Raw genomic sequence first — 13619 nt, forward strand, 5'->3', positions numbered from 1 at the left:
ATGACTCATGTATAAAACTAATACCTTGAGGTTATTTCATTCATATTCTTTATTTTGACGTCGCGTCTCAAGATGTCTTAGATTCGTAATTACAAAAGAAGAAGAGATTTATTTGATTACGGAACCATGAATAAATCGATAACGCAAATAAAGTATATAATATCCCTGGTAGTAATATTATCGGGGATATTTTTTATCTATTTCCTTATGGCTAAATGAAAAGATCAAATTAATAGACTTGTAATAAAATGAACCAAGCATATAATTAAACTGGCAGTACAATATTGTGTTTTTTTGAAATAATAAAATCAGTGTTACCAACAGGCTTAAAACCCTTATAAATAAAGCAATGTTAAGTTTAGTTGACACATTTCAAACTGTGATTGGTAGACTTTTTTGCGGGTTGATACTACACTGGGGTAATAAAGGAGGAGCTATAATGGCAGAACAGTTTGGCAGCAGGCTTATGTATTTAAGAAAAGGAAAAGGTCTGTCACAGGAGGAATTAGGTAATAGAACAGGTGTAACCAGGCAGACAGTTTCAAAGTGGGAATTGAATCAGACAACACCGGAGATGGATAAGCTGATTGCTCTTAGTGACATTTTTGGTATCAGTCTGGATGAACTGGCCGGCAGAGAATTTATTGCTTCGGATGGTTCAATGAATTATGAAGAACTGAATGCGAAGATGGATACAATTATAAAATCGAAAGAGCCATATCGATATGAATATAAAAGTACTCGGATGGTTGGGAACCTGCCTCTTATACATATTAATCTGGGACGTGGGTTTTATAAAGCAAAGGGGGTCATTAGTATCGGTGTTATCTCTTCCGGTATTATATCATTGGGTGTATTATCCTGCGGAGTTATTAGCATAGGAGTGCTGGCTCTTGGTATTCTTACAATTGCAGTGTTTGCAGCTGGTATGGTATCGGCTGGAAGTATAGCACTTGGTATACTGGCATTAGGTGCCTTCTCAGTTGGGTATTTTTCTGCCGGTGCTATGGCAATTGGTGTCTATTCCATTGGTGCGAATGCCATAGCGCAGCGAATAGCTTTAGGGGATGCTGCTGCCGGGCATATAGCAATTGGTAAGACATCCGCAAAAGGAACCATAGAGTTTCTGTTTAAGAATCATGTATCAGCAGATGAAATTAAAGCGGCTATTCTTAAGGAGTACCCTGATATTTGGAAATGGCTGATAAAAATATATGTGTATTTCGGTAAATGAATATAAAAGTGATAAAGGAGTGGCGTATGCTTAGTCGTATAAGGCAATTTTTTTCAGTAGATTCAGACTATAAAAAAAGCACATCTCAATATACCAAAACAGATGGTACCATTGCAGTTATATTCTATTTAATGCTTATGCTCAGCTACTATGGTATGGGAAGAATTTATGTGGAGCGGAAAATGTATCTGGGTATCATATGTAATAGTATATTGATTGTTATATGTATCGGACTGGTTTTTATAAGAGGGCAGAAAGTCTCTAGCTTAGGATTATCGTATAAAAAGTTGAAGCAATCTTTACTATTAGGATTGGTCCTTGGTCTTTTTATGATTCTTGCCAATAATATTATACCTGGTATTGCAGGAGGTTCTCATTTTGCTCAAATCTCCAAAATACTTTATAATATTTTTTATTATTTTGTAATAATAGCTTTTATGGAGGAGCTTATCTTCAGGGGGTATCTGCAGACACGTATTTACGGATTGATTAAAAGTGATGGATTAGCAATTATTGTTGTAGCATTTATGTTCAGCATTATGCATGTTCCCTTTCAGATGGCAATAAATAATAAAAATGCTCTGGAATTTGTCGCAGGAAATTTTACGCTTTTGATATTTACATTTTTTTATCATATAGTATTTAATATGATTCAGCGGAAATATAATAATATAGCAGGTAATACGTTGTTTCACGGATTTATGAATTGGGGGAATAGTTTAATGGTATAATTTTTTGTTTTAACATGTGAGAATTGTACTGAAATTGTAAAGCTGCTGGCGACTGACAGAACTGGGGCACAGAATTTAATCCATGAAATCCTGTAAGGTAATGATTTATGTCTGTTTAACAGGATTTCATGGAGTTATGTATGTATACTCGAAGCGGATACTGCGTGTTATTTTATCATTTTCATAAGATAATAAAAAATTCAGAGTTTAATTTAAACAGATGACAGGGTATACTTACTTTCTTGAAACTGCATTAATTATAATTAGTAAAACGACTGATCCGATAAACGACACCAGCAAGCTCCATAAATTAAAGCCTGTCACTCCGTTACCACCAATTATATTAATTAGAAATCCACCAATAAATCCACCAAGTATACCCACCAAGATATTACTTCCCAGACCCATTTTTTTATCATTACCGGTAAAAATGCTGGCTAACCAGCCGGCGATACCGCCTATTATAATCCAACTTAATATTCCCATAATTTATCCTTTCTGTACAATGAACGTACTAATAATTTATTTTTCTTTTTTATCAAGCTTATCAATAAGTTCGTTTACTTTTTCCGAAGCTCTTTCTTTCAAAGATTCCCCTAATTCTGACGTTGCTTCCGATAGTTCACCACGTTTTTTCTGGAGTTTTCCTTCTAATTCAAGTTGTTCTGAACCAATAATTTTTCCTGTGCTTTCTTTGATCGTTCCTTTTACTTTATCAAGCCTACCATTATTGTTTTTCATAGTTTTTACTCTCCTTATCATTAGAATTTAAAGATTATAAAATTAAATTTGATAAAATTTTTAGTTAATTTTACTACAATTGACTTTAAATTGCAATAAAAAAATAACATAATCTATTTATTTGATAACTATTAATAAATTTATAAACATTATAACATGGAGCCAGAGGAAGAGTGTCAACTTTGTTTTAAATTATTTATGGTAATCTATTCTTAAGGATTTATGATAGAATTAAAGCAATTCACACATACATTTAAAATAAAAGGAGAAGGTTGATTATGTTTCAGATACGCTATGCAGAGGAAGAAGATAAGGGCTATTGGTATACGCTAGACAGGCATCTGCCTGAAGCAGAATTTTATAGAAAAGTTGTAGAGAAAAGAGGATATATCCTGTTGGAGGACGGTAAACCCATTGGGGTACTTCGTTACAATCTTTTCTGGGATAATACACCATTTTTAAACCTTATTTTTATAGAATTCACTCATCATAAAAAAGGGTATGGCAGGCTGGCTATGGATTTATGGGAAAGTGAAATGGCAGATCTGGGATACAAAGTCTGCATGACGTCTACCATGGTCAATGAAGAATCACAGCATTTTTATCGGAAAATCGGATATAAAGATTGCGGCTGCCTTGTACTTGATATTCCAGGCTTTGAACAGCCCATGGAAATGTTCCTGATAAAAGCGCTGTAAAGATGAAGAATCAATAAGCAGGAAAAAATAAGCAGGAAAATACATCTTCGGAAGTAAAGCGTATGGAATCCCACAAAATGCCGGGTATTATTTTGGGATAAAGCTGATAAGAGAATATTTGGAGAGAAATCCGTTGCAGGATATAAAGATATTGTTAAAAACTCCGATTGATGAGATATATAAAAACAACCAGGGTATCAGTAGTATTATTAAAAATTATAAAATATAACAAGGGATATATTGGAATATTATTCTTTTGATGTTATCATAGATGGTAGTAAATTGTGAGGAACTATTATGAGAAGAATAAAACTACCTATAAATACCAAGATTATCGCAAAATTATTTATAATGTCAATTTTATTGCTATTGCTATTTGGTATGTTGATATATAAAAGAATCATTATCATAAACTACCCATCAGATAGTAACTATCCTGTCAGAGGAGTGGACGTTTCCAATTATCAGGGAGAAATTAATTGGGACAAGCTGGCTGATCAAAATATAGATTTTGTCTTTATTAAAGCTACAGAAGGTAGTAAATACAAGGATAAGCAATTTTATGTTAACTGGGATGGAGCAAGCAGAACAAAGCTAATCTTCGGAGCATATCATTTTTTTAGTTTTGACAGCAGTGGAATAACACAGGCTGAAAACTATATAGACTCAGTACCTTTGACCAAGGGAATGCTTCCACCTGTAGTGGATATTGAATTCTATGGTGATAAAGAGCGGAATATTCCGGATAAAGCAGAAACTACCAAGGAACTGACTTTACTTCTGGATAAATTGTATGAGCATTATGGTGTTAAACCGATAATTTATGCTACACTTAAATCCTATAATCTATACATAAAAGGTGCTTTTTCAGAATATCTGCTTTGGATTAGAAATGTTTATTATAATCCACAGCTTGATCTAAGGGGAAAATGGACATTCTGGCAATACACGGATAGAGCCGTATTAGAAGGGTATAAAGGTTCTGAAAAATATATCGACATGAATGTTTATGCTGGAAAGATAGAAGAGTTGGAAAGCTTACGTATTAATACTGACTAAAGATTTTAACGGTGCCGAGCTGGAAGGCAGCAGGTAAAACTGCTATAGCGAAGGGAAAAGTACCTAATATAGAGTATATTACATGGAGTAAGCATAATTGCTTAGACAGCAGATATTAACTGTTATTTATACTTACGATATCTATAATATTAGTAAATTAATATTATAAACAGGAGAAAATCACATGATTTATCCATCAAATATATATAGTTTACATTTAGAGTAATTACATTGAATAGATAGTGTATACTTAGAATAATCCCATAAAATGCCGTAAGACCAATTCTTGTCTTTCGGCATTTTATGGAATAATATTATACATTCTTTGGATATATTATATCTTTTTAGAGTTAAACATGAAGTAATGTTGCATTAGTTATTTTTCATAAAGTTCCAGCTGTCTTTACACATTTCCTTTAGGGTATGCTTGACTTTCCAGTTAAGTTCCCGTTCAGCTTTCCCAGGTGCGGCGTAACTTTCGCTGATATCGCCGGGACGTCTGTCAAAGGTCATCCGTTTAATTTCCATTCCGTTTGCTTTTTCAAAGATATCTATCAATTCAAGAACAGATGTCCCCTGGCCTGAACCCAGGTTGTAAATTTCTGTTCCTGCTATTGTATTAAGCTTTTCAAGAGCTTTTCTATGCCCGCAGGCAAGATCGCTGATATGGATATAATCCCGTATTCCTGTACCGTCCGCAGTGGGATAATCGGTACCATATACTTTGAAGTAGGGAAGTTCTCCGGCAGCTGTCTGACATAAGTACGGCATAAGATTATTTGGAATTCCCTTTGGCTTTTCTCCTATTAATCCGCTTGGATGAGCTCCAACGGGGTTGAAGTATCTTAGTATTGCTATTTTCATATCGTTATTTGCAGCAGCATAATCTTTAAGGATTTGCTCAAGCATGACCTTTGACCATCCATAGGGATTTGTAGCTGAGGTGGGCATATCTTCATGATAAGGAACGGAGTTACTGGTTCCATAAACAGTAGCAGAAGAGCTGAACACAAGCTTTGTTACCTGATGCCTAACCATGACCTCCAGCAGATTCAAGGTTCCTACAATATTGTTTCGGTAATACATTAAGGGGTATTGCACTGATTCCGGTACAGATTTAAACGCGGCAAAATGTATAACTGCATCAGTTTCTATTTGAGAAAAAACAGAATCCAGGTGTTCCATATTCTGCAGATCACATTTATAAACCCGAACCTCTTTGCCGGTAATCTGCTTAATCTTATCCGGCACATTCTCCTCGGCATTGCTGAAGTTATCAATGATAGTAACGTTATATCCATGGTTAAGCAGCTCTACACATGTATGGGAACCGATAAAGCCGGCACCTCCTGTAATTGTTATATTCATGGGTTTCTCCTTCTTTTCTTTTTATTACTGTCTTACAATATTTTGGATTTGATAGTATTGAGTTCTGTTGTTGAAAACAATTCATGATTGTTACTCCACTGCTTCAGTGAATATCACAACATTGATTGGACATTTTTGAACTGTAGCTGAATAAGAGCTGTTCTTTGTTACTAAATTTAACTGTAAATCGATTTACTGTATTCTTATCATACTGTGAATATCCTGTTTATTCCAGTATTCAATGTTGCAATTATATGTATTTATGTTGCATGAAAAAATACTGTGAGTTATAATCTATCGTATCAATCGAAGGGATGGGAGCGGTATGAGTAATAATTCTAAAATATCATTTGTTTCCACTGGTAATGAATCGCTTTCTATACGTGTAAATAATGTGGGCAGAGAGCAATGTACAAGTCTTCATAAATGGGGGCCTGGAATCCGGAATTTTTATCTGTTGCATTATGTGGTTTCCGGGAAAGGGGTATACACTGCCGGTAAAAGGAGGTATGACATAGCAGCTGGAAGTGCATTTCTGATTTATCCTTATACAGAAATAACCTACTGTGCCGACAAAGAAGAACCCTGGGAGTATTACTGGGTTGGATTTCATGGAAATGATGCCAGAATAATTCTGGGTAAAACTGATTTTACAGAAGAGAATCCAGTAATCCATACCAATATGGATGGCAGTTTTGAAAAGCTCCTGATGGAGATATATGATGCAAAAGGAAACACGGATTCGGATAAAATTAAAATGGCAGGGCACTTATTGCTTGCTCTAGGGTTTCTCGCAGAACATGCCTCCATAAAAGAACGTTTTGATACGGTTATGCTCTACACACAAAGAGCTTCGGAATATATTGAATATAATTATGCAGAAGAATTAACAGTTCAGGGAATTGCCGATTATATAGGTATCAGCAGAAGCCAGCTATACCGGGTTTTTAAAAAGCACTATCATAAATCACCGGAAGAGTATATTCTCGAATATCGAATTGAACAAGCCTGTTATTTGCTAAAGAATTCCGATCTGTCCGTGGGAGCAGTGGGTTACTCCGTTGGATTTAATGACAATCTGTATTTCTCAAAGGCATTTAAGAAAGTCAAAGGGATATCACCGACCACATATATTAAGAATAATTCTTTATGAGGGAAAAGGAACTGGGAAACTGTAGTGCAAGTTTCCAGTTCCAGAAATTAAAGCAAGTCAGGTCTTTTCTGAAAGAATAGGTACACAAAGCTCACAAAAATGTTCTTTCAACAGCTTAAAGTTGTACCGTTCCATCATTGGTCTGTCGTCATCCAACTGACAGCCTTCAGAGCTTATGGCTGAAAAAATTGTATTCCAAGCTTTCCCTACAGCCTCTGCCGTATGTGCTATCTGAAACACTGCATATTTTCCGCCTTGTATTCGGCCTTCCTGTATGCAGGTGTCGTTTATAACAGAATCCTCCGCTATAATGAGACAGGTATCATAGCGGCATTTATTACCTTCAACAAAAGCAGGATTATCATAAGCGATTCCTAACAGGACTGAGTCCTCCTTCAATAAATCCATACTTATAGCCCAGGTCTTCAGTTTGTCCATAGACTGTCTGTTGTTATCACCATAGGGTCCTACCTGCCTTATATAAGCAACTTTAGTACAGGGGATATTTTCAATGTTCAATGATTTTCTTTCCTTTCATTTTTCGTACATCGATGTCAGTTATTATCCTATAATGATATAAAATTTATTGCAAAGGAATTTTTTATATTTGTAATTATTACAATAGAAGTGAAAAGATTTACATGATTTATAAAATTTTATTAGATTTAAAAAAACAAAAAAACTAATATCTATGATATCAATTGATTGGAGGTATTTGGTATGTTAAGATATTAGAGAGAAGTTCAGTAATTATATTTCCATACAGCTATGATAATAAGCCAGGAGAAGTGTACTACCAATTAGTATGAATAAGTTTGCTTCATGGTAGTTTGATAAATTCTAAAATACAAAGAGTATAAAAAAGGAGTAAAGAATGTATACAAAAAATGATATTATAAAGGATCTTTCAGCTATAGGAATAGAACCCGACGATACCTTACTGGTGCATTCCTCTATGAAAGCAATCGGTGAAGTTGAGGGTGGTGCAGAGACGGTACTGGATGCTTTTATTGAATACATGCAGCAGGGACTTTTAATTTTTCCTACTCATACTTGGGACAAGATCAATGAAGAATATTGTGTATATGATCCCAAAACAGAACCCTCCTGTGTTGGTATCCTAACCAACCTCTTTCTAAAACGTCCGAGCGTTATACGTTCGTTGCATCCTACCCACTCAGTGGCTGCTCTTGGCAAAGATGCAAAAAGTTATACCTCCGGAGAAGAACAACTAGATACTCCCTGTCCCAGAACGGGATGCTGGGGAAAACTGTATGACCGAAAGGCAAAGATACTCTTTTTGGGTTGTGATTTAAGACGTAATACTTTCATTCATAGTGTTGAGGAGTGGAACAATATACCCCTTCGCCTTACTGATAAATACCAGTTTCTTAAAATAGTTACACCAAATGGCTATGTGATTGACCGTCCCATGTACCGTCATCATAATCCTGTAATTGGAGACGTTTCACAAAACTACGGAAAGCTGGAAGCACCCTTTTGGCAGAAAGGCTTTATCAAGAAAGGGAAAATAGGTGATGCAGATAGTATACTGGGAGAAGCAGTGCTTATGGCAGATTTAACAAGCTCCTATTTGAAACGTAATCCTGACCTGTTCGGAGACAACAAAGCTATACCAGAGGAATGGTATTTATAACCCGCTTAGTTAAGCCGCACTGGCATTGATATTAGTGAAAAGAGGAGAGGCCAGCAAGTAAAATTTGTTGGCCTTTATGAAAAAAGTTTTTATAAGGTGTTAGCTTATGCTTTAAGTATAGCCTTTCATCATTGGGGTGGGCTGTAGCTATGAGCAGGAAACGGGGCAGGGCTATACAGTATTTATCCGTTGTATAGCGTTTTACATGCCCGTCTAATCTTTCTATTAATACAAGGCATAGAAACCTTGATATTATCTTATGAATGAAATACACTAATCCTCCAGGCGCCACATGTGATTTTTTACATAATAAGTCAGGAGCAGTTCCTTCTGAATAGAGCCAATGGTATAACCACAGCAAAAGGAAAATCCGCCGCGTATCTCTTTCTTATATTTGATACAGTCAATCTTTACCTTACAGGTATTGCTGTATAAATCCGTTATAGAAATAGATAGAGGCTTAAGATCACCTAAGGGATTGAAAACTGCAGCAACACTGACCGGCTGGCCGGAAAATAATAGAGTTGACTGATTATCCTTGGATGAATCGTTAAATGGCATTTAAAACACCTCCTTTTAGCATTATAACAAACATATGTTCGAAAATCAAGGGGTATACTGTAAAATATCTGTAACAAAGGGAAAGAGTAAATTCCGGTTTGCATTGACTAAATTTTATTGTGAAAGTTACCTTTTTCAGTATTTCTGCTGGTTAGCCGTTATTCAATTTAGATTTTCTTTTGCCTTCGGTAAGGTGATTGAATAGTACTACATAATTTAACGAAACATAGCTTTCAGCTTAACTGTGTATAATTCAGCTTCTGTTTTATAGTCCATGAGGATTCCTTCTTCCTTCGTGAAGTTTTGATATCCTATAGTCTCTCCTTTTAGCCTTGGAAATAGTTGAAAGTGCAGGTGGTTTCTTTTGCCATCACAAATTGTGCACATATACACCTTTTCAGCACCTAATATTTCCTTGTGCAGTTTTATCAGGGCATTTGCAGCTTTTAATATATAGGTTCCTAATTCTAAGGGCATTTCTGAGATATCTTCATAATGTTCCTTAGAAACAATTATTGTCTGACCGGTAGCTCTCGGATATTTTTCAAACTGACATCGAATTAACTTATCTTCATAAATAATCAGACCATCATCAGGAAAAATATCTCCGCTTATAAAATTTTGACAAGAAAAACAAATTCCGTTTTCCTGGTACTCCCTAATTTTGTCTCTCCTTGATTTTAATGCTTCCTTTTCGCCTTCTGTCAATTGGTGTTTTATGTACATGGTAACCTCCCGTTGAAATATCTGACTATTTATTAGCTGCTACTCTGTGCTCATAGTTAGAATAAAAATCATAAATACTTTAAAGATATTGTACTACATAAATCTCAGCAACGACCATCTTAAATTTCACGAAAATAATCATTGTACTGTAAATAGGATGGATGTTTTAATGGCATCGTTATTTTTATTACATATATGCCACGATTCAACTATATTCAACAAAATATATTAAAATAATTTAAAAAAATCAAAATCAGAAATTTTTTATCTACATTTTTCGCAAAATAGTATATAATAGTGGTACATACAAATTGAAAAAATATGGATAGACATGGAATGCTTTGGGGAAGCTGGAAATATTAAGAAAGGTTATAGAACAGAATTTTATTTCACATGCAGTGGGAGGGTATATGGACGTATTTATTGCCAGACAGCCGATTTTCAACCGTAAGATGAAAGTGTATGGATACGAACTTCTTTACAGACAGAGCAGAAATAATTATTTTGAAGGTACCGATGATGACCAGGCAACAACAAACCTGATTAATAATACTTTTATGGTATTTGGATTTCAGGAACTTACGGAGCAGAAGAGAGGATTTATCAATTTTTCACAGAATCTTATTTTAAGTGATTTGGTATATGTACTGCCAAAGGATAAGGTTGTAATTGAAATACTGGAAAAGGTCGAACCCAATGAGAAAGTCTTGGAAGCTTGCCGCAAACTGAAGGAGAAAGGCTACATACTGGCGTTGGATGATTTTATACTGGAGCAGTACTCAGAGGAGTATATACCGCTTATTGAACTGGCTGATATAATAAAGGTTGAATTTCCGGCCATACAGGGTAAAGGAATTCAACAGATGATAGAACAATTTGGGCAACGTATCATTTTTCTGGCTGAAAAGGTGGAGACCAGAGAAGAACATCAACTTGCTATGGATATGGGATTTAAGCTGTTTCAAGGATATTATTTCAGCAAGCCGGTTATGGAGAATTTAAAAGATATAGGAGTTCTTAATGTCAATCTGGTACGAGTTATGAATGAACTTCATTTAGACCCCATTAATTATGGAAGTATAGCTGAAATCATTCAACAGGATGTGGGGCTCTCGTATAAATTCCTGAAAATGGCTAATTCGGTTTATTATGGCTCCAAGTATCGCATTAGTAATATAAAACAGGGGTTGACGTTTTTAGGGATAGATGATTTGAAACGCTGGATATACCTTATGATGTTGAGAGGAGTACAATGCACGGAGAATGCAGAACTCGTTAAAAATTCCATGATCAGGGGGAAAATGCTATCCTTAATAGCAAAAGAGCTTCGTATAAAAGGAGAATCTGATTATTTTATCAGCGGGATGTTCTCAGCAATTGATATACTCATGAATACCAGTATGGACAAGGCTTTGGAAGGATTACCTTTATCTCATAATGTGTGGGATGCTTTAACCGGAAAAAACAATCAGTTAAGATGGTACCTTGATATTGTAATTGCCTTGGAACAGGCAAAATGGAATCAACTGAAAAGAGAATCAGAATACCCCATGTTATCAGCAGAAAAGTATATGAGGCTTTATCTGGAAGCGCTTAAATGGCAGCGGATGTTAGCGGATTAGAACAATTATAATTATTATTGTAGTACTATCTTAACGTTTACTTTGTGAAGATAATATGCTAATATAATTATCATACTATGCAGAATATGTCGTATTACAGTGCATAGCAGCCCCGCCCAAGAACTTAATAAGATAGGGGGATTGTCTCATGGCAAAAGACGGCGGATTACAGAGTTGTTTAAGATGCGGCAATATGTTCCTTTATACAGGTATAGGAAAGTGCATCTGTGAGAATTGTAAGAAAGAGGACGAAAATGAATTTCAGACAGTGAAAAATTACATATATGAACATCCTCTTGCTACAATTATGGAGGTTTCTAAAGAAACCGGAGTGCGAGTTATTAGGATCAGAAATTATTTAAAAGATGGGCGTCTTATTATTGCCGATAATTCACCAATATTTATTAATTGTGAGATATGTGGTGGAAGCATCAAATATGGTAGGTTTTGTAGATCCTGTGCAGATTCTCTAAGTGGTGAGATGAGAAAAACTCTGCAGGTAGATGAATATCAGATAGGTGAGAAACCGGTTCCAACCAGCAAAATGAGATTTCTTGAAAGAGATTAAAAAAGTTGTTGACATTGAATTAAGTTTGTACTATAATATTGTTTGTGTTCGGTACATAGTATTAAAAAGTACTAAAATGAATGCAAACATGCGCGAGTGGCTCAGTGGTGGAGTATCGCCTTGCCAAGGCGAGGGTCGCGGGTTCGAATCCCGTCTCGCGCTTCGAGTAATTACAAGGGTTTAACCTGTCGGAGGGTTAAGCCCTTATTTCATTTTCTTGTCTTTTTTCTTGTCCTTTCTTGAACAGGATATTTTCCAGCTTATCAACGGCCTGACTTTGCATGGTTCTGGTAGCAGCAGCCTGGTATATATTCTGCGTTGTGGAAGTCTTAGCGTGTCCCAACATTTCACTAACCACCTTTATATTTGTGTCATTATAAAGAAGAGTAGTAGCGAATCCATGACGGAGATCATGCAGCCTGATAACCGGCAGCTGGTGCTTGCCCTTTGCATTATTATTCTTGATGATTTTACGGAATACTTTAGTTAGTGTGTAAGGATTGATAACATTGTTCTTTTCATCAGTGATAATATAACCGTTTATCTGCGGTGGTAGCCCTAAAGTAGCAGATATTCGGGCTTGCTTGGTTTTCTGTTCCTCCAGGATTGTAATAACACTTCCCATTAACTCTATACGTCTATGACTTGATTTTGTCTTAAGGTCTGTTTCTGCCAAATTTGTATCAAGTCCGCGTTGAAGGAAAAGGGTAGAGCCGTCATAATCATTCCATCTAAGACCGCATACTTCACTACGTCTCATGCCGGTTGTAGCCAAAAGCAGAAAGGGAAGATAATAAATACCATATCTAACCTCATTTAAGCCAAGAAAATAATAAGTATCCTCAGGTGTCCATACTTCCATGTCTGGAGTGTCAGGAGATTTTAACTCAATTCCATCACAAGGATTCTTAAGCACATATCCCCAGGTCTTAGCACTAGAAAAAATGCTATTAAGGATTGAAAATATCTTTCGCTTTGTGGCAGCAGATGGCACAACCTTTTTACGTACCTTCTTACCGTTTTCATTGAAAGTTTTATCTATCCTCAACTTGAATAAGAACTTTTGTATATCCTGGGTGCCAATTTCATCAATAGAAACTTTTTCAAAGTAAGGAAGCACATGTTTAGTTACATAACCTTTTGCAGTAGCTACAGACTGAGAAGAATGATATATTTCAGGAACGACTAATTCAAGCCATTGCTCGTATATGTACTTAAGACTTTCATCTTCACTTACTGGTTTGCCATTGTCGGAGTAATTAACAACCATTTTTGCAAGTGCTGTCTCTGCATCTTTTTTCTTTATGTAACCAGATCCCCACTTATAGTCCTTTTTCTTTGTAATGTTATCCTGTCCGCGATAAATGACAGGATAGTAAAGCTTGTTACTCTTTTTTTGCGTAACGTACCCCTTCATAAATCTCCTTTCGAATTAAGGGTACAAGAAAATACCCTAGTTGATAAAAACCAGGGCACGTGATATAATATGCTTGTCTAAGGC

Annotated in this window: 16 protein-coding genes and 1 tRNA gene; 10 read left to right on the forward strand and 7 right to left on the reverse strand. The window is 35.7% G+C overall.

All coding sequences use genetic code 11. The features are described 5' to 3' along the window. Positions 1–439: 439 nt before the first annotated feature. Both R2R35_RS19885 and R2R35_RS19890 read left to right on the forward strand, forming a co-directional pair. Positions 440–1234 (forward strand): helix-turn-helix domain-containing protein, encoded by a 795-nt coding sequence (locus R2R35_RS19885; protein ID WP_317731569.1) that lies wholly within the window; start codon positions 440–442, stop codon positions 1232–1234. A 26-nt stretch (positions 1235–1260) separates the two neighbouring features. After that, the gene (locus R2R35_RS19890) at positions 1261–1965 is read left to right on the forward strand and encodes a CPBP family intramembrane glutamic endopeptidase (protein ID WP_317731571.1); all 705 of its coding nucleotides are present in this window, start codon (positions 1261–1263) and stop codon (positions 1963–1965) included. A gap of 234 nt (positions 1966–2199) precedes the next feature. Here the strand turns inward: R2R35_RS19890 and R2R35_RS19895 are convergent, their stop codons facing one another. Both R2R35_RS19895 and R2R35_RS19900 read right to left on the reverse strand, forming a co-directional pair. Then, positions 2200–2451: a GlsB/YeaQ/YmgE family stress response membrane protein gene (locus tag R2R35_RS19895; protein WP_033167888.1), complete on the reverse strand. Its 252-nt coding sequence runs from the start codon at positions 2449–2451 to the stop codon at positions 2200–2202. A gap of 36 nt (positions 2452–2487) precedes the next feature. After that, a complete protein-coding gene (locus R2R35_RS19900) occupies positions 2488–2706 on the reverse strand; it encodes a CsbD family protein (protein ID WP_317731572.1) in 219 nt (72 codons plus the stop codon). A 278-nt stretch (positions 2707–2984) separates the two neighbouring features. Here R2R35_RS19900 and R2R35_RS19905 point away from each other — a divergent pair, with 278 nt between their 5' ends. From R2R35_RS19905 to R2R35_RS19910, 3 genes are all read left to right on the forward strand, one after another. Further along, positions 2985–3404, forward strand: a complete 420-nt coding sequence (locus R2R35_RS19905; protein ID WP_317731573.1) for a GNAT family N-acetyltransferase — start codon at positions 2985–2987, stop codon at positions 3402–3404. Positions 3405–3447: 43 nt separating this feature from the next. Next, on the forward strand, positions 3448–3633 hold the full coding sequence (locus R2R35_RS24770; protein WP_442872302.1) for a DUF2268 domain-containing putative Zn-dependent protease: 186 nt from the start codon (positions 3448–3450) through the stop codon (positions 3631–3633). Positions 3634–3701: 68 nt separating this feature from the next. Beyond that, a complete protein-coding gene (locus R2R35_RS19910; RefSeq protein ID WP_317731574.1) occupies positions 3702–4463 on the forward strand; it encodes a GH25 family lysozyme in 762 nt (253 codons plus the stop codon). Positions 4464–4835: 372 nt separating this feature from the next. Here the strand turns inward: R2R35_RS19910 and galE are convergent, their stop codons facing one another. After that, positions 4836–5831, reverse strand: coding sequence for a UDP-glucose 4-epimerase GalE (gene galE / locus R2R35_RS19915; protein WP_317731575.1), 996 nt, complete (start codon positions 5829–5831; stop codon positions 4836–4838). Between the two features lie 325 nt (positions 5832–6156). On the opposite strand from galE, the gene R2R35_RS19920 reads away from it, so the two are divergent. Continuing rightward, positions 6157–6984 carry an AraC family transcriptional regulator gene (locus R2R35_RS19920; protein ID WP_317731577.1) on the forward strand — a complete coding sequence of 276 codons (828 nt, stop codon included), beginning with the start codon at positions 6157–6159 and terminating at the stop codon, positions 6982–6984. Positions 6985–7041: 57 nt separating this feature from the next. Here the strand turns inward: R2R35_RS19920 and R2R35_RS19925 are convergent, their stop codons facing one another. Next, positions 7042–7503 (reverse strand): AraC family transcriptional regulator, encoded by a 462-nt coding sequence (locus R2R35_RS19925; protein ID WP_317731578.1) that lies wholly within the window; start codon positions 7501–7503, stop codon positions 7042–7044. Between the two features lie 355 nt (positions 7504–7858). Here R2R35_RS19925 and R2R35_RS19930 point away from each other — a divergent pair, with 355 nt between their 5' ends. Then, a complete protein-coding gene (locus tag R2R35_RS19930) occupies positions 7859–8641 on the forward strand; it encodes an AAC(3) family N-acetyltransferase (protein ID WP_317731579.1) in 783 nt (260 codons plus the stop codon). A 273-nt stretch (positions 8642–8914) separates the two neighbouring features. Here the strand turns inward: R2R35_RS19930 and R2R35_RS19935 are convergent, their stop codons facing one another. Further along, positions 8915–9202: a hypothetical protein gene (locus R2R35_RS19935; protein ID WP_317731580.1), complete on the reverse strand. Its 288-nt coding sequence runs from the start codon at positions 9200–9202 to the stop codon at positions 8915–8917. Between the two features lie 216 nt (positions 9203–9418). Next, on the reverse strand, positions 9419–9928 hold the full coding sequence (locus R2R35_RS19940) for an HIT family protein (protein ID WP_317731581.1): 510 nt from the start codon (positions 9926–9928) through the stop codon (positions 9419–9421). Between the two features lie 410 nt (positions 9929–10338). Between R2R35_RS19940 and R2R35_RS19945 the strand changes: the two genes are divergently transcribed. The 3 genes from R2R35_RS19945 (at position 10339) to R2R35_RS19955 (ending at position 12280) form a co-directional block, all read left to right on the forward strand. Beyond that, positions 10339–11550, forward strand: a complete 1212-nt coding sequence (locus R2R35_RS19945) for an EAL and HDOD domain-containing protein (RefSeq protein ID WP_317731582.1) — start codon at positions 10339–10341, stop codon at positions 11548–11550. A 148-nt stretch (positions 11551–11698) separates the two neighbouring features. Beyond that, positions 11699–12118: a hypothetical protein gene (locus R2R35_RS19950; protein ID WP_317731583.1), complete on the forward strand. Its 420-nt coding sequence runs from the start codon at positions 11699–11701 to the stop codon at positions 12116–12118. Positions 12119–12208: 90 nt separating this feature from the next. Next, positions 12209–12280: transfer RNA gene (locus R2R35_RS19955), tRNA-Gly, on the forward strand. Between the two features lie 34 nt (positions 12281–12314). Here the strand turns inward: R2R35_RS19955 and R2R35_RS19960 are convergent. Then, the gene (locus R2R35_RS19960) at positions 12315–13535 is read right to left on the reverse strand and encodes a tyrosine-type recombinase/integrase (protein ID WP_317731584.1); all 1221 of its coding nucleotides are present in this window, start codon (positions 13533–13535) and stop codon (positions 12315–12317) included. Between the last annotated feature and the right edge of the window lie 84 nt (positions 13536–13619).

Source organism: Anaerocolumna sp. AGMB13020, from assembly GCF_033100115.1.
Classification (GTDB): Bacteria; Bacillota; Clostridia; order Lachnospirales; family Lachnospiraceae; genus Anaerocolumna.